Below are 20,339 nucleotides of genomic sequence, written 5' to 3' on the forward strand. Positions count from 1 at the left end.
GTTAAATCCTTTTTTGATCTGCTGTTTCGGGATCATACCCAATCTTCTATGTAAATATTTCAATAAATTGTGATTGAATATTTCAAATAGATATAAGTGTTTCACTTTATTAGGTAAATGCCTTGTTCCTTTTGGTTCTGGCTTAGAACTGAACTGAATAGGTCTGAATGCAGACAGCCCCTATACTGCCGGCCTTTACAGCGCGGAATTATTTATGAAAAACATCAGTTTAAACTTAGTCCTTTGGCAGCAGGTGCTACTTGCTCTGGTATTGGGTGTGATCGCAGGTTTAGTCTTAGGCGGCGAAGCTTTGGTATTAAAACCGCTGGGTACTGCCTATATCAATGCCATTCGAATGCTGGTGATCCCGCTGGTGTTTTTCAGTCTGACTTTAAGTATCACCTCACTGGGGAAAGGCAAAGGCTTAGGCCGTATTGCCAGTAAAACTGTGGGTTTGTTTTTACTGACAGCCTTGATTGCCAGTCTGATCGGCCTTGGTGTTGGCACTGCTTTTCAATTTGAAACCGGGCAGAATTTAGTGGCGGCACAAGTGACTGAAAAAGTCATACCTCCTGTCAGCCAGGTGCTGGTGGATTTAATACCGGCGAATCCTGTAGCTGCTATGGCTCAGGGCCAGGTTTTACCTGTGATGTTATTTGCTATTTTGTTGGGGCTGGCGCTGCGTAATATTGGTGAGAAGGGCGCTGCTATGCTTGCTGTGGTGCGCTCTGGCGCTGATATGATGTTTGAAGTCACCCGCCTGGTGTTGCTATTTACCCCTGTGGGTGTGTTTGGTTTGATGGCCTGGGTGGTTGGCACTTATGGCTTAGAAATGCTGCTGCCTCTGGCTAAGTTTATTCTGGCTATTTATGTCGGTTGTTTGCTGCATATCAGTCTGACTTATGGCGGTTTGGTGCACTTTTTCAGTTCAATGAAAGTAACAGACTACTTCAAAGCTATCTTCCCTGTGCAACTGGTTGCCTTTAGTACCTGCTCCAGTTATGCCTCTTTGCCTGCCAGTTACAAAGCTGTCACCGAAGATCTGAAAGTCTCCAAAGACTACGCTGGTTTTGTGTTGCCTTTAGGTTCAACCATTAATATGGATGGTTGTGGTGGTATTTATCCGGCCATAGCCGCTATTTTTATTGCCAGCTTATATGGCATTGAATTGCAGTTTATTGATTATTTGCTGATTGTTGGCACTGCTACTTTGGCTTCTTTAGGCACTGCTGGTGTACCAGGTACAGCGCTGGTGATGCTGACAGTCACTTTATCAGTAGTAGGTTTACCGCTGGAAGGTATTGCCTTTATTGCTGCCATAGACCGTATTATCGATATGGCCCGCACTACTACTAATGTTACAGGCGATACCATGGTGGCTTTAGTGATCGCAGAGCAGGAAGGTTTACTGACAGGATCTGTGGCCCAGGACACCTTGGAAGATGACAGCGTGTTTGCAAAAGCTCTGGCAGATACACCAGTTAGCTGCGAAATCCGCAGCTAATCGGGATATATTCCATCTTTAGTGCGACTGGCCCTGAGCTAAATCTTTGGCCGCTTTGTATTCCAGCAAAGATTTCAGCAATAGGGTGACTAAAGCCAGCAAGGCCAGCAGGGACGAGACCGCAAAAGCGGCAGCAAACTGATATTCGTTGTACAAAATTTCAATATGCAAAGGCATTGGTTTGCTCGCGGATTTTTCCAGACACCACACTGACAGCACCAAATTCGCCCATAGCCCTGGCTAAAATTATACCTACAACAAAGATTATTTCACTCTAGTGTTATCACAGCCCTTGTGTTGCCTTATCCGTAAACTGCTGCAATAATTGTAATGACATTTGTAAATGCAAGGGCCGCAATATGGGTAGTATCAACTTGCGTATCGACGACGAACTTAAAGCTCGTTCTTATGCTGCGCTGGAAAAAATGGGAGTCACTCCTTCTGAGGCGCTTCGCCTGATGCTCGAGTATGTTGCTGATAATGAACGGCTTCCTTTTAAGCAGACTTTGTTGAGTGATGAGGATGCCGAACTCGTTGAAGTAGTCAGAGAGCGTCTTCGTAATCCGAAGCCTGTACGTGTGACGCTGGATGATCTGTAATGGCGTATTTGCTGGACTTTGACGAACGGGCGTTAAAGGAATGGCGAAAGCTGGGCTCGACAGTCCGCGAACAGCTAAAAAAGAAACTGGCAGAGATACTGGACTCTCCCCGTATCGAGGCAAATAAGCTAAGTGGAATGCCTGATTGTTACAAGATAAAACTCAGATCATCTGGTTACCGACTTGTGTATCAAGTGATTGATGAGAAGGTGGTTGTGTTTGTAGTTACTGTGGGTAAGCGAGATCGCTCAGAGGTATATTCCGAAGCGGTTAAACGTATTCTGTAACTTATAGTAAAGGACGCAGCCTTAGTGCCACTGCTGCTGTTTTGTCAGAGCCAGCACAGCAGCCCGAAAGGCTGCTGACTGAAGTTTATTAATGGGCTTGTTGTGCACTGGCCAAATCTTTGGCCGCTTTGTATTCCAGCAAAGATTTCAGCAGAAGTGTGACTAAAGCCAACAAGGCCAATAAAGACGATACTGCAAAAGCGGCGGCAAACTGATATTCGTTGTACAAAATTTCAATATGCAAAGGCATGGTATTGGTTTGCTCACGGATTTTTCCAGACACTACACTGACAGCACCAAACTCACCCATTGCTCTGGCGTTCGCCAGAATAATGCCATAAAGCAAAGCCCATTTCACCGAAGGTAAAGTAACCCGGAAAAAGGTTTGCCAGCCGTTGGCGCCCAAAGTTAAAGCGGCTTCTTCCTGCTCCCGGCCTTGCTCCTGCATCAGCGGAATCAGCTCACGGGCGACAAAAGGAAAGGTAATAAAAATAGTCGCGAGCACTATGCCGGGCACGGCAAACATAATACGTACATCGTGATCCATCAGCCAGTCGCCCAAATAACCCCGTGCGCCAAAAATCAGCATCAGGCTTAAACCTACAATCACAGGCGAGACGGCTATAGGTAAGTCGATGAGGGTGATCAGTAACTGGCGGCCTTTAAACTGAAACTTGGCGATGGCCCAACTGGCTGCCAGACCAAAAATCACGTTGCAAGGTACTGCAACAGCAGCAGCTATCAGCGTTAGTTTAATCGCATGCAAAGCTGCGGGTTCGGTGATGGACGCCAGATAGACTTCAGTGCCACGGGCAAAAGCTTCACTGAAGACAATAACTAACGGCAATAACAGAAACAGGCTTAAAAACAGCAAAGCAATGCTGGTCAGTAACACACGAACCCATAAAGGTTCAGTGGTGGCTTTGCGTAAAGCCGCAGCCGCCGGATGAGGATGATTCAGAGGGATACTGCTCATGCTTTGGCTCCATGTCTGTTATTGCTCCAGTGTTGAAGCAGGTTAATCAGCAGCAATAAGATAAAGGAAATAAATAACATCACAGTGCCAAGAGCGGCGGCTCCGGCGTAATCAAATTGCTCTAAGCGGGTCATGATCAACAGGGGCGTAATTTCAGTTTTCATCGGCATATTGCCGCTGATAAAGACCACTGAGCCGTATTCGCCTACTGCGCGGGCAAACGCCAAAGCAAAACCTGTCAGCAAAGAGGGCAACAGGGCTGGGAATAAAATACGGCAAAAGGTTTGCAAACGGTTTGCACCTAAGCTGGCGGCAGCTTCTTCAATTTCTTTTTCCAGATCTTCCAGCACAGGCTGTACTGTGCGAACTACAAAAGGTAAACCGATAAAAATCAGCGCTAAAGTCACACCTAAAGGGCTGTAGGCCGCTTTAATGCCTAAAGCAGTTAAATGCTGGCCAATCCAGCCATTGGGGGCATAAATGGCTGTTAAAGCAATACCTGCTACTGCTGTAGGCAAGGCAAAAGGCAAATCGACTAAGGCATCAATGACCTTTTTACCAAAGAAGTTATAACGCACTAACACCCAGGCGACGATCAAACCAAACACCAGATTGACTGCAGCTGCAATAAAAGATGCACCAAAAGTAAGCTGATAACTGGCTATTGCTCTGTCGCTGGCTATCACTTTCCAGAATTCACTCCAGCTTAATGTCAGGGTCTGGCCCAGCAGGGCGGCTAAGGGCAACAGTACTATTAAACTTAAATAAAAGGTGGCAAAACCTAAAGACAAACCAAAGCCGGGTAATACAGTCGGCTTCAGCCAATAGGACTTTTTCACTATAAGGATCCTCCTTCGTGGTTATCCTTTTCGTAAATGAAACCGCAACTATGCTGGCATTGAGCCTCTGGTGCCTTGATTCTGACACCTGGCGGGCAGGGATAAACCCTGCCCCTACAATGCCGCACTGCAGCTCCAATTATTTTGAGGATGATAAGAAAAAGCGACAGCCGCATAGCGTCGCTTATTTGTCAGTTGTGCTGGTTAGTTGTAAATCTGGTCAAACAGACCACCTTCGCCAAAGTGTTCTGGTTGGGCTTTTTGCCAGCCACCAAAGTCCTGAATTGTTACCAGCTTCAGTTGTGGAAACTGTTTGCTGTATTCTGCTGCCACCTCTTTGTCACGCGGTCTGTAATAATGTTTGGCTGCCAGTTGCTGGCCTTCTTTGCTGTATAAGTACTGCAGATAAGCTGTGGCAACTTCAGAGTTACCTTTGGCTTCTGCGTATTTATCGACCACAGCCACTGAAGGCTCTGCCAGAATGGATAAAGAAGGCACTACGATTTCAATTTTGTCAGCACCCAGTTCATTGACGGCTAAAAAGGCTTCGTTTTCCCATGTCAGTAATACATCACCTATGCCACGCTGCACAAAAGTAGTGGTTGAACCACGGGCACCGGAATCCAGTACCGGCACGTTTTTAAACAGCTTGGCCACGAAGTCTTTGGCGGCTTGATCGGAGCCATATTTTTGTTCGGCATAAGCCCAGGCTGCCAGGTAGTTCCAGCGCGCACCACCTGAGGTTTTAGGATTGGGAGTGATCACTTCCACCCCTTCTTTGACTAAATCGTCCCAGTCTTTGATATTTTTTGGATTGCCTTTGCGCACCAAAAATACAATAGTAGAGGTGTAAGGCGCACTGCTGTCGGCCAGGCGGCTTTCCCAGTTTTCCGGTAATAACTTACCAATTTTCGCCAGCGGGTCTATGTCACCGGATAAAGCTAAAGTCACCACATCCGCTCTTAAGCCATCAATCACAGAACGCGACTGGCTGCCTGAACCACCATGTGATTGTTCAACTTTGACTGTATCGCCGGTTTTTTGCTGCCAGTAAGCTGAAAAGGCTTTGTTGTAATCACGGTACAACTCGCGGGTTGGGTCGTAAGACACGTTGAGTAAAGTCACTTCCTTGGCTGTGACTTGTCCACTGAGTGCCAGCAATACGCCTAAGACTAAGGCTTTGGATTTTTGTAAAGAACTCATAGTTTCACCTCTATTCTTACCCGTTGATTTTTTGTTCTCACCAGAGAGAAAAAAGCCACAGCTTCTTGTAAAGGGGAGGCGTGGCTTCAGATCCAATTAAAACTCTGTTTTGACTCTCAGGCCTATGTTGCGTGGGTCGCCAGGATGGCCATAAATGGCACCTGAGTTACCCGCCTGAATACTTAAAAAGCTCAGATAGTCTTCGTCAAAAGCATTACGTGCATACAAGGACACATCAGTGCCGCCATCAGTACGGAAACCTAAACGCAGATTGGTCAGGGTAGAGCCATCAATTTCAAGATATTTAGACACCGATGAATCCGAGTTCCATTTTGAGCGGTAGCTCAGATCCGCGGCAAAGTACAACTCACCAGACACAGAGCTTATAGTGGCCGGATGAACATATTCACCGCCCAAAGAGCCTGTATTTTTTGAAACACCTGGTAAATCACGACCACTTAAGTCAAAAGCCGCAGTAGTTCCTGTTAAAAACTCTAATGGTGGAGGACCATTTTTGAAGGAGTCATATTGGCCATCTGTGTAAGCGTAAGTGAAGTAGGCACTTAAGAATTCGTTCACCAGAATGCGGCTGTCAATCTCAATACCACGCACTGATACTTCTTCAATGTTGGCCAGATAACCCCTTAATGATCCAGGGCCTGAATCCACAACGTTGGCTTGATAGTCTGTTACTTTGGTGTCATAAACTGCCAGGTTTAACGTGACATGGCGCTCAAGGAACTGAGATTTTAAACCCACTTCTACTGTGGTAGATTTTTCAGGTTCTATCACAGCGCTGACTAAGGAAGGAGCTCCTGTGGAATCTGTTGGGATCCCTGCTGCGTTAATGCCACCAGATTTATAACCTCGGGCAATATTCAGGTAAGTCAGATGATCCTCTGTTAAGTCATAAGCAATATTCAACTGGCCCGTAGGGCTTGAGTCTTTAAAATCGGCCTGGTAAGCCTGATTACGGGCAATACCGTTTTTTGCGCTGATTAATGCCGGATCGGTAGTTTCTAAACCACCACTGACTATTTGAGTAAAATCACCTGATTTCTGTTCTTTGGTATAACGCACACCCGGAGTAATGCGTAAGTCATCGCTCAGATGGTAAGTGGCCTGAGCAAAAATAGCGTATGAGTCTGTGTCTGAATACACTTTAGTATTGGAGGTATAACCATCCAGCAGATTTTCCGGTACTGCTGTTCGGATCAGCCACTTCGCACCATCTGAACCCCACTGCTCAGTGCCTGTGGTTTCAACGTCCTGACCAAAACCATATAAACCTACCACCCAATCCAGATCGTTTTGCCCTGTGGAGGTCAGACGGAATTCCTGGCTCCATTGATCCTGCACAGAAGGGTTGTTCGACTTAGTACGAACCGCCAGAGCTGTATAGTCGCGGTCATTTTGTGGTGTCCAGTCCCAGGATCTCAGGGCGCTGATGGAGGTAAAGGCTATGTCCCCCAGATCCCAGTTGACCGTAGCTGAGGTGCCTCTGATGATCTGACGAGCCTGGATCGGAGAGTTCACATCTACTAACCGGTCAAAAGGGTTTTGGCTTGGTGGTGCATAATCAAATAATTCAGCTAAAGCCGGAAACTGGGATGCAGCTGAGCGGCCTGTAGGGCCATATCTGACAAAAACCTGCGTATTGGCATTTGGATTCTGATAAGCATAGTCGGCAGAAACACGCACATCGACATCGTCTGAAGGGGTAAACAGTAACTGACCACGAACTGCCTGACTATTGGTATCGTTTTGCTTTGTGCCCAAAGTCACATTGTATAAAGTACCGTCACGTTGAGTGCTGGAAGCGCTAAAACGGCCCGCAACTTTGCCATCCACCAAAGCCCCGGAGACAGTGGTTTTGCCCTGCAGAAAACCATCTCCACCCAAAGACAATTCAGCACGACCTTCAGGCGTAAAGGTTGGCGCTCCAGTAGTTAAGCTTACAGCACCTGCCGTCGTGTTTTTACCAAACAAGGTTCCCTGAGGGCCACGTAATACCTCAACCCGTTCAATATCCAGTAAGTCGACAACAGCAGAACCCGGGCGGGCGTAATACACTTCGTCAACATAAATACCAACACCAGATTCCAGGCCATCGTTGGTTAAACCGATCACGCTACCTAAGCCACGAATAGTTAAAGCTGTATTTCGAGGGTTTGAAGAGATTAACTGCAAGCTGGGTTGTAAACGGGTAAGTTGTTCTGTGGAGTAAGTACCGGTTTGTTCTAAATCTTTTGCTGTAACTACAGAAATTGAAATAGGCACGTCTTGCACGTTTTCTTCACGGCGACGCGCTGTCACTTTGATCACTTCCACTTCTTTGTCTGCACCTAAATCGGCAGCCGCTTCATCGGCTTGCAACGAGGCTGAAAAACTCAGAGTTAATAAAGCAGTGATACCTGCTGCAGTAGCTAAAGGCTTTAAGCTTTTAAATTTATTGGTTGGATGCAAGCGTGACTTACTGATCACACCGTAGTACTGACCTGACATAAAGTTCTCCAAAAGTTTTTTATAAACTTCCGGCGCTCCGGTCAGTTTTCATTTTTTATTTTCCTGGTTTTTGTATTCAGAGCTTGAGTTGTAGTGGCTCCGTTCCTGGTGGCTTTCCCATTTTGGTTTTAGCCGTCTGGACGCTTGAGATGAATGTAGATGATATTTATATTCTTAAAAAGAACGAAATTCGTATTTGATAGTTTATAAAGGAATAAGGCTCAGAGTTGTTAGCTCTGAGCCTTTAATTAAAAATCGGTAATAGGTGTAGTGCTGTGATCAGATATCTGGGTCAAAGCCAAGCCTCTGACCCAGCTTACAGCTTAGCCAAAGCCTGAGCTAAGTCGGCAATTAAATCATCGGCATCTTCGACGCCTATACTTAAGCGAACCAGATTGTCGCTGACACCGGCTCTTTGTCTGTCTTCTGCTGTCATAGCTGCATGAGTAGTGCTGGCTGGGTGACAAGCCAGGCTTTCGACATCACCAAGGCTTACGGCCTGCGCGAATAAGTGCAGGTTATTTAAAAACACTGCAGCTTTGGCAAAACCACCTTCGATATCAATAGCCACCATGCCACCAAAACCAGTGGCTGTGTCTGCTATAGCCTGATGCCCTGGATGACTGGCATGACCCGGGTAATAAACCTTGGCCACTTTCGGCTGAGCGGCTAAAAAGTCAGCCACTTTGCGGGCGTTGTCAATATGAGCATCCATCCGCAAGGTTAGGGTTTTTACGCCACGTTGCAGCAAATAAGCCTCCTGCGGGCCTATAGGCGAACCTATATGTTTTAGCGCCACAGTACGTATTTTTTGCATCAGTTCGCTGCGTCCTGCCACTATGCCGGCAATAATATCGCCATGACCAGACAGGTACTTAGTGCCGCTGTGCATCACAATATCAGCCCCAATTTCCAACGGGCGGAATAAATAAGGGGTTAAAAAGGTATTGTCACAAATCACTAATGCACCGACTTTACGGGCTGCTTCCACCACAATGCGGGTATCTATCACTTTTAAAGTGGGGTTGGTGATAGGTTCAAATAACACCACTTTGGTGTTGGCTTTCACCCGTTCGGCAAAATCCTGATCGCTGCTGTAACGGCTTAAGGTGACACCAGCGCGGGTTAAGGTGTTGCGTAAAAAGGCATCAGTACCGCCGTAGACCGGGTCGATAAAAGCCACTTCATCACCGGCATTGGTTAGCGCATACATAATGGCGCTGACAGCAGCCATACCGCTGGCTACTACTAAAGCTTCGTCTGCCCCTTCCAAAGCTGCTAATTTTTGCTCTAAGGCTGCAGTGGTTGGATTGGCAAAACGGCTGTAGATATAACCCGGATTCTGCCCCGCAAAACGGGCCTGACCTTCTTCGGCTGTGCCGTAACTAAAGGTGCTGGTGAAATACACCGGCGTAGCTAAAGCGCCGGTGCTTGGGTCGGGTTGTTGCCCGGCATGAATACTTAAAGTACGAAATTTCATAGTTAACCTGTGTTCTTTTTATTTATGTTTGATTGGGCTGAGCTTAGACAACTTTTACCAGTTCCGCATAATGGGCCGCTGCCACATCACGGTGTGAACGTAAGCGTCCTTTTAGCACATTCTGACCCACCTGATAAAACAATGGGTTATTTGGATCGCTGGCCGGACCCTTAGCTTCGTCAGCTAAATGAGACGGCAACTGCAATAAAGGCACTGTCGCATCCAGCTGAGCTGCCATAAAAAAGGCACAGGAATAACGTTCAATGCCTGAATTTGGGCTGACTACACGGTGTAAGGTGGCTTTTAAATAACCGTTGGACGCCAGTTCCAGCAGCTCACCAATATTGACTACAAAAGCGCCAGGCAAAGGGGAAACACTGACCCAGCCTTGTTCGGTTTCCACTTCTAAACCGGATTGATCATCCTGCACTACTAAGGTCAGATAACCCGGATCTTTATGAGCTCCTACACCTTGTTTGCTGTTGGATGCTTTGGCATCCACGCCAGGATAACGAATAAGCTTCATATGCTGATAAGGGCCGGCTTTGATGCTGTCATCTAAAGCATCTGCAGGTTGTTGCAAAGCTAACATTAAAGCACGCATCAGTTTTACCGTGATGTCTGATAACGACTGTTGCCAGTTCAGCAATTCAGTTTTCATCTGCGGTAAAGCTGTTGGCCATTGGTTAGGGCCAATTAAACCTTGCCAGGCCGGGCTTATATCCGTCAGTGCTGGTGCAGCTTCTTCACGCATCATATCAAACTGTTCGCGGATATCTGGCTGACCACGGGTTAATTCACCACCTAAACCCGTGTAACCACGAAAATGCGGTGAGTGGATCATCTGTACTTGTTGTTTGTCAGCCAGTGGCAGCGCAAAAAACTGTTTTGCCAGCGCTAAAATCTGTTGTTGCTTTTGCTCGCTCTGGCCATGACCTGTCAGATAAAAGAAACCCACATCACGGGCCGCCACACGCAGTTGCTGAATAAAAGACTGTTGTTCAGCTGCACCGCCATCCATCAGGCTTAAATCCAGCACAGGTAAAGCCCTGCTGGCCTCTTGTGTGGCGTTGCCGGATAAAAACTCTTGTGTTGAATGAAGCATAAAAACCTCGTTGTGCTTAGGGTTCTGTATCACAGAGCAGTGGCCCTGACAGAAAGTGAGCGCATTCTAGGCTGGAGCCTGCAGTTCAATAACTAATGGATTGGTCTTGTATAGATGAATTAGAAATAACCGGATGTCTGGATAGTTAGCAGCCTTTAGGTATAAAAGTCTTACTATCTAAAACTTTATGGAATAAAGGATCGGTAACTTATGCTTTTGAGAGAAAGGTGTAGCTAACTGGCTTATTTATCAATGTATTTCGTGAGAATCGAATACAAAGTTTGGTTCTGTGTGTTTTTTTGAATTAATAGCTTAAGATTTTCTATATCACCAAAAGTTATAACCAAGACAAATTTGGCCTGTAGCCAGATACAAGGAAGGCACCATCAGGTACCTTTCTTTATGTCCATGGAAGGACGGTATGTCGAAAATGCAGGAGCATATTTTCGACGATGTCCATGGAAGGACGGTATGTCGAAAATGCAGGAGCATATTTTCGACGATGTCCATGGAAGGACGGTATGTCGAAAATGTAGGGTGATAACGGTCTTTCGAAATGCCAACAGTTTGGCATTTCGCCGTTATCACGCCTTCGCCTCTGGCGCAGGCCGGAAGCATATTTTCGACGATGTCCATGGAAGGACGGTATGTCGCAACTGTCGGGAACGTTGTTGCGACGATGAAGTTGCTGTCAGTTAAGCGATCAGAATAAAACCTATAAAAGCCAGAGTGGCCGCTATTAACGCATAAGGCAACTGAGTGACAGCGTGCGACACCAGATTACAGCCTGAGCCCTGAGCTGCTAATACAGTGGAGTCGCTGTAGAAACAAGCCTGGCTGCCAAAAGAGCTGGCTGATAACAATGCGCCTATCACTAACGGAATATCAGCTTCTACTGCATAAGCCAAAGGCATCACAATAGGAATAGACACCGCAAAAATACCCCAGGAAGAACCTGTAGCAAAAGACAGAATCGCCATAGCTAAAAACACAATAGCGGGTAGCATCTGTGCTGTCATATAAGGCGTCAGGTTTTCAATCACGTACTGAGGCAGCAATAACTTGTCGCAGACATCTTTAAAGATAAAAGCGGCAATCACGGTACAGATAGCTGGCAGCATGGTTTTAAAACCATTCATCATGACTTCCATCATATCGCCTAAAGACATCAGGCGCTGATAGCTGTAAAACACAATAGTCAGGACTAAAGTAACCAACAAGCCTTTAAGTACGTCTATATCAAAGTAAATGGTAAAACCAATCAGCATCAGCATTGGCACTATAAAGTTGCGCAACTTGCCTTGCTTATTGCTTTCTTCAAATTCCTGCTCCATCGCGTGCACAGCATACTGATCGCCTGCTGGTACATTCTGGCCTTGCACATGATAATGGCTGGCTGAAGCTTCAACACTCACCTCTGGCAAAGCATCCACAGGGGTACCATTTTGCGCTGCCAGTTCTGCTTTTTTCATGGGGCCTATGGCTGGCATAATTTTCAAAGTCACCAGCAATACAATAGTCACAGCTAACCATGGGTAAAGCATGTAAGGGATGGCTTGCATATAAACTTCCACCCCTTGGCCGGCTTCAGCCACTTTGTTGTTTTCCAGCAAACCACCAAAAAAGATGGCCCAGGTGGAAATAGGAATAATGACGCAAATAGGTGCAGCAGTAGAGTCGACTATATAAGCCAGCATTTGGCGGGAGATTTTGTATTTGTCTGTGACTCTTTTCATCGCTTCACCCACGCTTAACGCGTTCAGGTAATCGTCGATAAAAATAATGCAGCCTAAAACAAAGGTCATAAACATAGAGGATTTAGGGCCTGTGGCCAGTTTAGAGGCTGAATGACCAAAAGCCACAGCACCACCTGTGTGGATCAATAATCCAATCAAGGAGCCAAAACCACCACAAACCAGAATCAACCAGCCAATGGTTTCATCCTGCATCACACTTTGAGATATTTCAGCGAAGGTATTCAGTAACTCAAGAGGTTGAGTTGGGAACAGCATCAGCAAACCTGCAACAGCACCCACAACTAACGACAGAATGGGTCGTTTCAGCCAGATGGCAACAGCCATCACAACAACTGGTGGGATCAAACTAATGGCACTTGGTGAATCCATTAAAGGGTTCCTTCACAAAGCCTGGCAATGCCAGAAAAATAAAAGCCAACCGCAGTAGCATAGCTTATTTGCTTACGTACGGAGTGTTTGGGGTTGAGCTGCCAGAGCCCGGGACTGAAAGTGATTGCTTATGGCGCAATTTCATCAGATCAGGGTAAACAACAGAATGAATTTACACGGGTTAAATTCAGGCGCGCAATAATAACAAAAAAAATGTTTTGTACAATATTTGTATAAAGATGAAAAACAGATATGAGTTTGATGTAAGGCTTTGAATTGAAATTAAAAAGCACTGCCAGCTTTGGTGACAGTGCTCAGAAAATTATTTAGCCTGAGTGATCAGTTCTAACTTATTTAACAGATCCGCGTTAAAGCTTAATTGCACAGACTTTTGTGCAGCATCCTGAGTTTTTACTAACTCCGTTAAAGTAGGGTAGCTGGCAGACAGCGCAGTCACGTCGTATAACCACAAGGTTTTACCGTCTTTTTCCGTTTTGCTGGCTGGCTCACCCAGTTTTTCAGCAATAGCGGCCTGAGTTGATTTACCTTCAGTTAAACCTAAAGCCGTACGCACTGAAGTATTTAAAGCTGCAGTTTTGGCGCTTTCTTTGGTTTCTTTCAGCGTGCTGCCTACACCATCTTTCACGGCGTTTAACCAATCAGCATGGGCTGGAACTGCAGTCACTACTAAGGCAACGAATAAGGCGCTTAACTTTAATTTCATCTTGTCTCTTCCATTTGAGAATTAATCAGGGAACCTGCAACCTCGTTGCTGCAGGCGGCGCGGATGGTATAGCAGATTGAGCTCTAGTCCAAGTTTTTTACCAGAACTTTACATAATTTTGCGATGGACTGAAGATTAAACGGCCGCCATTTGTAAAGAGAACTACAAAAACTAAAGAATTAGTTGCAGTATGAAAGCTGCTCGGCTAGATTAAAACTAATTCTTTAGTAGATTGTTTTTTATTGGGTAGCAAACATGGCCAGAACAAAATCCGTCGAGCTTACAAGCGCAGAGCAAAAAATCATGCAGGTGTTGTGGCAACATGGCCCGAGTTCAGTCAAAGACATAACAGCAGAGCTAAACAAAGATTCTGCTGTGGCTTACACCACGGTACAAACCTTGTGTCGCATTCTGTTTGATAAAGGCCATGTCGATTGTGAAAAACAGGGCAAAGCTTTTATTTATCAGGCGACTACAGTGCAGCAGGAAGCCCGCAGTCAGGCTTTGAGTACACTGCTGCAGCGTTTCTTTGGCGGCTCTCCGGCTTTGCTGGCACAACATCTGATAGAGCAGCAAGATTTAACGCCAGAGCTTGCTGATGAGTTGCAGGCGCAAATTAATGCTCACTCAGTCAAGGCTACACAGGGAGACTGATCATGCTGGAATTTAGCTGGTTGTTGTTTTATCTGGTTTTACATCTGCTGTTGGCCCTGGTGACAGTGCCATGGCTGTATTGGCTTGGCCGAAGCTCATGGCGGCCTGCGCCGCACTGGATGTTGCGCTTGTGGACTGCATTGGCGGTGCTGTTGTTTGTATTACCTGTTGTTGTATTAAGTGACGGCGCTGAACAGATTGCACCGCAGCAATGGTTTAACGCTGAGCTCTCTGTTTTACAGCAACAGCTTCATGTAGCTGAAGCCACAACCCTTGCTGAGACACAACCGGCTTTAACTCAACGCTGGGCTTTGGCGCCACAGCTGTTTTATTTATTTGTCCCTCCAGCCTGGTGGTTATTGCTTGTGCCTTTGGGCTGTTGCTGGCAAATAGGGCGATTCAGCCAAAGTTACAGAGCGAGCCGCAAGTTATGGTTAGAGGCTCAGCCCCTGAGCTTGCCAGAATCAGCTCACCATAAGCCAGCACTGTATCAGCACTCTGCTATTGATAGCGCTATGCTGGTGGGGCTGCGTCAACCCCGTATTATTCTTCCTGCTTTATGGCTGCAGCATTTATCGGCAGAGCAATTGCAGTATGTGATTGCACATGAGCGTATGCATTGGCATCGAGGCGATCTGGTGGCTTTTTATCTGCAACAATTATGTGCAGTGTTGTGCTGGTGGAGCCCGGTCTGGGGCTTAATCTGTCGGCAACTTAATAAATACCGTGAATTAAGTTGTGATGCTGCTGTAACGGCGCAATTAACGCAGCCACATCGTTATGCCCAAACCTTGTTGGATTGCAGCAAAGCGGATTGCAGTAAAACGAACAGCAGCAGAGGTCAGCCAGCAATACTGGCCATGCCATGGCAGCAACAACCTTTGTTAGCACAGCGGATCCGTTGTGTGTTGCAAGGCTCTGCAGGAAAAATCACCCCGCAGTGTTGTGCTTTGGTGATTGCATTGTTTTTGTCTGTAGCCGCTAGCTTAGTTCTGGCCCAGCGCGTTCAGGTTGCACAATTGCCTGCGGAATATGCTCAGGTTAGCCTGACTGAACTGACGCAACTGCAACAATTACTACAAAAAGTGCGGCAGCGGGATTTAGCCGAAGTGCGTCAATTGCTTACTTTGGGTTATCCGTTAAACGCAGCTATGCCGGGTGAGGGCACTGCTTTAATGTTGGCCGTGCGAGCAGGTGACAAAGCTATGGTGGAATTGCTACTTGCTGCTGGTGCTGATGTGAATTTGAGCAGCAGGCGGGATGGCAACCCGCTGATTATTGCTGCCCAACTTGGAAATCTGGAGTTAGCTCAAAGGCTGGTTCAGGCCGGGGCTAATGTGAATGCCATAGTGCTGGCGGATGAAACACCACTGATTAATGCCAGTTATATCGGCGATTTGGCGATGGTGCAGTATTTGGTTCAGCAAGGTGCCAGGGTTAATCTGAAAGTGGAAGCTACGGTCATGGATGGCAGTGAACTACGGTCGCCACTCAGCAGGGCCTCTACTGCCGAAGTCAGGGCTTATCTGTTACAGCAGGGGGCTACACCCTAAAGCAAAACTGCTTCTCCTGTTTAGAATTTAACATTTTGTGAACTTCGGGTTCGGGCTTTTCAGCCTGCGGGCGAAGCTTTGCCAAAAAACCATGGAAAACAACAACATGAAAAGGACAAAACCAATGAAAAAAAGACTAATAACTACGGTAGTGGTGCTGCTGGCTGGGGCTGTGGTGGCATGGGATCAGTTGTCTGGCTGGACTGATTTATCGGCTGGGTTACCCGCAGAGAAACCTGCGCAAAGCAAAGTCTACCAGGCTGAATTTGAGGTCTCTGCAGCGCAAGCCATGGCAGCACTGAAGCAAAGTCAGCAGCAAGGTCAGTTTCCGGCTTTAACAGCGGCAGTGGCCTGGCGTGGTCAGTTGTTATGGGCCGGAGCTGCGGGTTATGCCGATCTGGAAAGCCAAAAGCCAGTCAGCATCGAAAGTCAGTTTCGTATTGGCAGTACATCAAAGGCGGTGACCGCCACAGCCTTGGCCAGAGCCATGGCAGCCGGCGTTATAGAGTTGGATGCGCCAATCAGCCGCTATAAAACCGATCTGCCCAATTCGCAGTGGCAGGATTTAACTGTACGGCAATTGATGTCACACACAGCGGGTTTGCCTGGCTATAAAGAAAACACCGACTGGATTGGTGCGGTACAAACTTTAGTAAAGCAAGCTGAGTTTCATGATGTGCATGACGCTTTGAGCTTGTTTGACGAAAGCAAACTGCTGTATCCGGCAGGCACCAATTTTCATTACAGCTCCTTTGACGTCAATCTGGCCAGTGCTGTGCTGCAAAGTGCAGCCAAAACACCGTTTTTACAGTATCTGGATGCGCAAGTCAGTCAGCCATTGGGCTTGTCCTCTCTGGCTGCTGCTGAACTGCCATCGCCCCATCAGGTTAGTTTTTATCTGACCCGCGATGGGTATGCCAAAAAACACAGAGAGGTGAATTTAAGCCAGAAGTGGGCCGGAGGTGGCCTGGCAGCCAGTTCAGTCGATTTAGCCGTTTTAGGCTCAGCCTGGTTTAACCCTGACTTTATTCCGGCGGCAGTACAGCAGCAGTTCTGGACACCACAAAAGTTAATCAATGGCGAAGTAAACGAGCAGTCTTATGCCTTGGGTTGGCGCAATTTTTCGCAAAAACATTTGTTTTGTGACAAAGAGAATCCGCTGAGCCGTAGCGTCAGTTTTGTGCATCATGGTGGTGTGTCCAGCGGCGCCCAAAGCTGGTTAGTTATTTATCCGGAGCTACAGCTGGTGGTGGCGATGAATACCAATACAGTCAAAGAAAACTACTGCGATTTTGCTAAACAGGCTGCTTTAATCACCCGCCCTTTTTTACAGCAGATAGCACCGGAATGGTTAAACGAAACACCGGCACTTTAAGCAATAAAAAGGCGACCCGCAGGTCGCCTTTCGACGTTCAATAGAACAGACAGTTAAATCGCAGCGATTTGTTCCTGCTGGGCTTTTAACTTGGTAATAGCTTCTAAAGCTTCAGCTAGTTTTTCACGCTCTTTCGCCAGTACTGCTTCAGGCGCTTTCGCCACAAAACCTTGGTTCGCCAGTTTGCCGGCCACGCGGTCATGTTCCTGCTGCGCTTTTTCCATTTGCCTGGCAATACGGGCCAGTTCGGCTTCTTTGTCGATCAAACCTGCCATAGGGATCAGAATATCCATCTTGCCCAGCAACTGAGCGGCGCAAGCTGGTGCTGTTTCGCCATCGGCCAGTACAGTAATGGCTTCTAACTTCGCCATATTCTGCAGGAAGGCCATATTGCTTTGTAAGCGACGGCTGTCGTCTGTGGTCAGGTTACGCACTAATACAGACAATGGCTTGCTTGGTGCTATATCCATTTCACCCCGTACATTACGGATAGCAACTATAAAGCTCTTCACCCATTCCAGATCGGCAGTAGCTGTTTCATTCACCAGCGCCTGATTAAAGTCCGGGTAAGCCTGCAGCATAATGCTGTCGTCAGGGTTCAGATCTTTACGCACCATAGGAGCCACCAGCTGCCAAATTTCTTCAGTGATAAATGGCATGATGGGGTGCATTAAACGCAGCAAAGATTCCAGCACTGTCAGTAAGGTATGACGGGTACCACGTTGCTGGGCTTCGGTGCCTTTAAACAATACAGGTTTGGTCAGCTCTAAGTACCAGTCACAGAACTGGTTCCAGGTGAATTCATACAGCGTATTGGCCGCCATATCAAAACGGTAGCTGTCTAAATAACCACGGAATTGAGTAATAGTTTGCTGATATTGGCTGATGATCCAGTGATCGGCTAATGACAGCTCCATCTCGCCACCAGCAAGACCGCAATCTTTTTCTTCGGTCATCATGGTAACGTAACGGCTGGCGTTCCACAGCTTGTTACAGAAGTTACGGTAACCGTCTAAACGTTTCATATCCCAGCTGATATCACGGCCTGTTGAAGCCAAAGCAGCTAAAGTGAAACGTAGAGCATCTGTACCGCTGGCTTCAATACCTTCAGGGAATTGCTTTTTGGTCTGGTTGCCAATTTTTTCGGCCAGCTGTGGTTGCATCATATTGCTGGTGCGTTTCACCAACAGGTCGTCCAGACTGATGCCGTCAATCATATCCAACGGGTCAATCACGTTGCCCTTGGATTTTGACATCTTGTCGCCGTTTTCATCACGAATAAGACCAGTCACATACACAGTCTTAAACGGCACCTGAGGCTTGCCATTTTCGTCTTTAACAAAATGCATCGTCATCATAATCATCCGGGCAACCCAGAAGAATATAATGTCAAAACCAGTAACTAATACGTCGGTCGGGTGGAAGGTTTTTAACTCTTCCGTATTATCCGGCCAGCCTAAAGTAGAGAAAGTCCACAGCGCTGAGCTGAACCAGGTGTCCAGTACATCGTTGTCCTGACGTAATTTCACATCATCGGCTAAAGCGTGTTTAGCACGCACTTCAGCTTCATCACGGCCGACATACACTTTACCTGCTTCGTCGTACCAGGCTGGAATACGGTGACCCCACCACAGCTGACGGCTGATACACCAGTCCTGAATGTCACGCATCCAGCTGTAGTACATGTTTTCATACTGCTTAGGCACAAACTGAATGTCGCCGTTTTCCACAGCTTCAATGGCGGTTTTGGCCATAGGCGCGACACGCACATACCACTGGTCAGTTAATAAAGGCTCAATCACCACACCAGAACGGTCGCCGTACGGCAGGGTGTTATTGTGATCTTCCACTTTGTCTAAAAGGCCTGCTGCATCAAAAGCCGCCACTATGGCTTTACGGGCCACATAACGATCCAACCCCTGGAATTCAGCAGGAATTTCAGAGTTGTGCGCCGGGTTTGCTTCACCATTGGTAAAGAAACATTCGCCTTCAGTGCGGATAGTGGCATCCGCTGTCATCACGTTGATCATGGGCAACTGATGACGTTTACCTACTTCGTAGTCGTTAAAGTCATGAGCTGGCGTGATTTTTACGCAGCCTGTGCCTTTGTCTTTATCGGCATGCTCGTCGGCCAGAATTGGAATACGGCGGTTCACCAGCGGCAGAAGCACTTCTTTACCAATCAGGGATTGGTAGCGCTCATCGTCCGGGTTCACTGCAACACCAGTATCGCCCAACATAGTTTCAGGACGGGTGGTGGCAACCACTATGTAGTTTTTTCCATCAGCCGTAGTGACACCATCTGCCAGAGGGTAACGTAAGTTCCACAGGTGGCCTTTTTGTTCTTTGTTTTCTACTTCTAAATCAGAAATAGCCGTATGCAGCTTCGGATCCCAGTTCACCAGGCGTTTGCCACGGTAAATCAAATCGTCCTGATACAGGCGCACAAACACTTCCTGCACTGCATTCGACAGGCCGGCGTCCATAGTGAAACGCTCTTTGTCCCAGTCGACTGAGTTGCCTAAACGGCGCATTTGTTCGGTGATGGTGCCACCTGATTCGGCTTTCCATTCCCACACTTTTTCAATAAAAGCTTCGCGGCCCATGGCGTGGCGATCTGGTTTGCCTTCGGCTGCCAGTTTACGCTCCACTACCATTTGCGTCGCTATACCAGCGTGGTCAGTACCTACTTGCCATAAGGTGTTTTTGCCCAGCATACGTTTGTATCGGGTTAAGGCATCCATTATCGTTTGCTGGAAGGCATGGCCCATATGCAGGCTACCGGTCACGTTTGGTGGTGGGATCATGATGCAATACGCACCATTGCTGTTATCACCACTTGGCTTGAAATAGCCTTTGCTTTCCCATGCCTGATACATGGCTTGTTCAACTTGACTCGGGTTAAATGTCTTTTCCATCTTCGTTACCTGAAACTCTCACTAAAAACGCAGGCCGGCCATCAGAGCTGCACTGTTTGCGGGGTTAACCCCGACTGGCGATAAAATTTAAATCGTTCCCGCGCCTGAACCTTAAGCTGTTCTTCGGCTGGAACAAATTCGATAATGTGTTGAAAACGCTGACTAAAAGGCGGCACTGTTGCCGACAGGTTAATTAAAACCGGCCTCGCGTTGCCTGGAGGCAGCCAGCTGATTTCCACCGGAGCGCCTCGTGCAGGGCCTTCGCCCGCCAGATTGTGTGGCACAAATCGCTCTGGATCAAAGCGCCATATTACCTCATCCAGCAGTTCGGCGTCCGCCTGATTTTGGCAGAACACAAAAACCCGCTGTCCGGCCTGATAAAAATCGGCGCAGAGTTTTGCAGCAACATGAAAAAAAGCTGGCTCCGACGCCAGCTGAGATCCAGTGTCTGCTACCGTTTCCGGCAGCAGATAAAAACTGACCTGAGGCAC

17 protein-coding genes are annotated in these 20,339 nt (G+C 47.2%); 6 read left to right on the forward strand and 11 right to left on the reverse strand.

Annotation, left to right across the window (positions count from 1 at the left end):
* Nucleotides 1-214 precede the first annotated feature (214 nt).
* A complete protein-coding gene (locus J2W69_RS05265; RefSeq protein WP_310275299.1) occupies nucleotides 215-1,504 on the forward strand; it encodes a dicarboxylate/amino acid:cation symporter in 1,290 nt (429 codons plus the stop codon).
* 18 nt (nucleotides 1,505-1,522) lie between these two features.
* On the opposite strand, the gene J2W69_RS05270 is transcribed toward J2W69_RS05265, so the two are convergent.
* A complete protein-coding gene (locus J2W69_RS05270; protein WP_310275300.1) occupies nucleotides 1,523-1,681 on the reverse strand; it encodes a hypothetical protein in 159 nt (52 codons plus the stop codon).
* A gap of 182 nt (nucleotides 1,682-1,863) precedes the next feature.
* Between J2W69_RS05270 and relB the strand changes: the two genes are divergently transcribed.
* Both relB and J2W69_RS05280 read left to right on the forward strand, forming a co-directional pair.
* Nucleotides 1,864-2,103 carry a type II toxin-antitoxin system antitoxin RelB gene (relB, locus tag J2W69_RS05275; RefSeq protein ID WP_310275302.1) on the forward strand — a complete coding sequence of 80 codons (240 nt, stop codon included), beginning with the start codon at nucleotides 1,864-1,866 and terminating at the stop codon, nucleotides 2,101-2,103.
* Complete coding sequence (locus tag J2W69_RS05280; RefSeq protein ID WP_310275305.1) at nucleotides 2,103-2,390, forward strand: type II toxin-antitoxin system RelE family toxin; 288 nt, start codon at nucleotides 2,103-2,105, stop codon at nucleotides 2,388-2,390. Before relB ends, J2W69_RS05280 begins: the two co-directional genes overlap by 1 nt.
* Nucleotides 2,391-2,478: 88 nt before the next feature.
* On the opposite strand, the gene cysW is transcribed toward J2W69_RS05280, so the two are convergent.
* The 8 genes from cysW to J2W69_RS05320 form a co-directional block, all read right to left on the reverse strand.
* The gene (cysW, locus tag J2W69_RS05285; RefSeq protein ID WP_310275307.1) at nucleotides 2,479-3,366 is read right to left on the reverse strand and encodes a sulfate ABC transporter permease subunit CysW; all 888 of its coding nucleotides are present in this window, start codon (nucleotides 3,364-3,366) and stop codon (nucleotides 2,479-2,481) included.
* Nucleotides 3,363-4,205, reverse strand: coding sequence for a sulfate ABC transporter permease subunit CysT (gene cysT / locus J2W69_RS05290; RefSeq protein ID WP_233080919.1), 843 nt, complete (start codon nucleotides 4,203-4,205; stop codon nucleotides 3,363-3,365). The genes cysW and cysT overlap by 4 nt, the downstream gene beginning before the upstream one ends.
* Before the next feature lie 204 nt (nucleotides 4,206-4,409).
* A complete protein-coding gene (locus J2W69_RS05295) occupies nucleotides 4,410-5,408 on the reverse strand; it encodes a sulfate ABC transporter substrate-binding protein (protein WP_310275310.1) in 999 nt (332 codons plus the stop codon).
* A 96-nt stretch (nucleotides 5,409-5,504) separates the two neighbouring features.
* Nucleotides 5,505-7,913, reverse strand: coding sequence for a TonB-dependent receptor (locus J2W69_RS05300; RefSeq protein WP_310275312.1), 2,409 nt, complete (start codon nucleotides 7,911-7,913; stop codon nucleotides 5,505-5,507).
* Between the two features lie 316 nt (nucleotides 7,914-8,229).
* Entirely contained in the window at nucleotides 8,230-9,393 is a 1,164-nt protein-coding gene (locus tag J2W69_RS05305) for a trans-sulfuration enzyme family protein (RefSeq protein WP_310275314.1), read from the reverse strand.
* A 43-nt stretch (nucleotides 9,394-9,436) separates the two neighbouring features.
* Nucleotides 9,437-10,498, reverse strand: coding sequence for an isopenicillin N synthase family dioxygenase (locus tag J2W69_RS05310; protein WP_310275316.1), 1,062 nt, complete (start codon nucleotides 10,496-10,498; stop codon nucleotides 9,437-9,439).
* A 695-nt stretch (nucleotides 10,499-11,193) separates the two neighbouring features.
* Complete coding sequence (locus tag J2W69_RS05315) at nucleotides 11,194-12,624, reverse strand: Na+/H+ antiporter NhaC family protein (RefSeq protein WP_310275318.1); 1,431 nt, start codon at nucleotides 12,622-12,624, stop codon at nucleotides 11,194-11,196.
* Between the two features lie 322 nt (nucleotides 12,625-12,946).
* The gene (locus J2W69_RS05320) at nucleotides 12,947-13,348 is read right to left on the reverse strand and encodes a hypothetical protein (RefSeq protein WP_310275320.1); all 402 of its coding nucleotides are present in this window, start codon (nucleotides 13,346-13,348) and stop codon (nucleotides 12,947-12,949) included.
* Nucleotides 13,349-13,603: 255 nt separating this feature from the next.
* On the opposite strand from J2W69_RS05320, the gene J2W69_RS05325 reads away from it, so the two are divergent.
* The 3 genes from J2W69_RS05325 (at nucleotide 13,604) to J2W69_RS05335 (ending at nucleotide 16,930) form a co-directional block, all read left to right on the forward strand.
* Entirely contained in the window at nucleotides 13,604-14,002 is a 399-nt protein-coding gene (locus tag J2W69_RS05325; protein ID WP_310275322.1) for a BlaI/MecI/CopY family transcriptional regulator, read from the forward strand.
* Between the two features lie 2 nt (nucleotides 14,003-14,004).
* Nucleotides 14,005-15,555: a M56 family metallopeptidase gene (locus J2W69_RS05330; protein WP_310275324.1), complete on the forward strand. Its 1,551-nt coding sequence runs from the start codon at nucleotides 14,005-14,007 to the stop codon at nucleotides 15,553-15,555.
* 124 nt (nucleotides 15,556-15,679) lie between these two features.
* The gene (locus J2W69_RS05335) at nucleotides 15,680-16,930 is read left to right on the forward strand and encodes a serine hydrolase domain-containing protein (RefSeq protein WP_310275326.1); all 1,251 of its coding nucleotides are present in this window, start codon (nucleotides 15,680-15,682) and stop codon (nucleotides 16,928-16,930) included.
* Nucleotides 16,931-16,983: 53 nt separating this feature from the next.
* Here J2W69_RS05335 and J2W69_RS05340 read toward each other — a convergent pair whose 3' ends face one another.
* On the reverse strand, nucleotides 16,984-19,848 hold the full coding sequence (locus J2W69_RS05340; protein WP_310275328.1) for a valine--tRNA ligase: 2,865 nt from the start codon (nucleotides 19,846-19,848) through the stop codon (nucleotides 16,984-16,986).
* 41 nt (nucleotides 19,849-19,889) lie between these two features.
* A complete protein-coding gene (locus J2W69_RS05345) occupies nucleotides 19,890-20,339 on the reverse strand; it encodes a DNA polymerase III subunit chi (protein WP_310275329.1) in 450 nt (149 codons plus the stop codon).

Origin of the sequence: Rheinheimera soli (assembly GCF_031457405.1) — a bacterium.
Classification (GTDB): Bacteria; Pseudomonadota; Gammaproteobacteria; order Enterobacterales; family Alteromonadaceae; genus Pararheinheimera; species Pararheinheimera soli_A.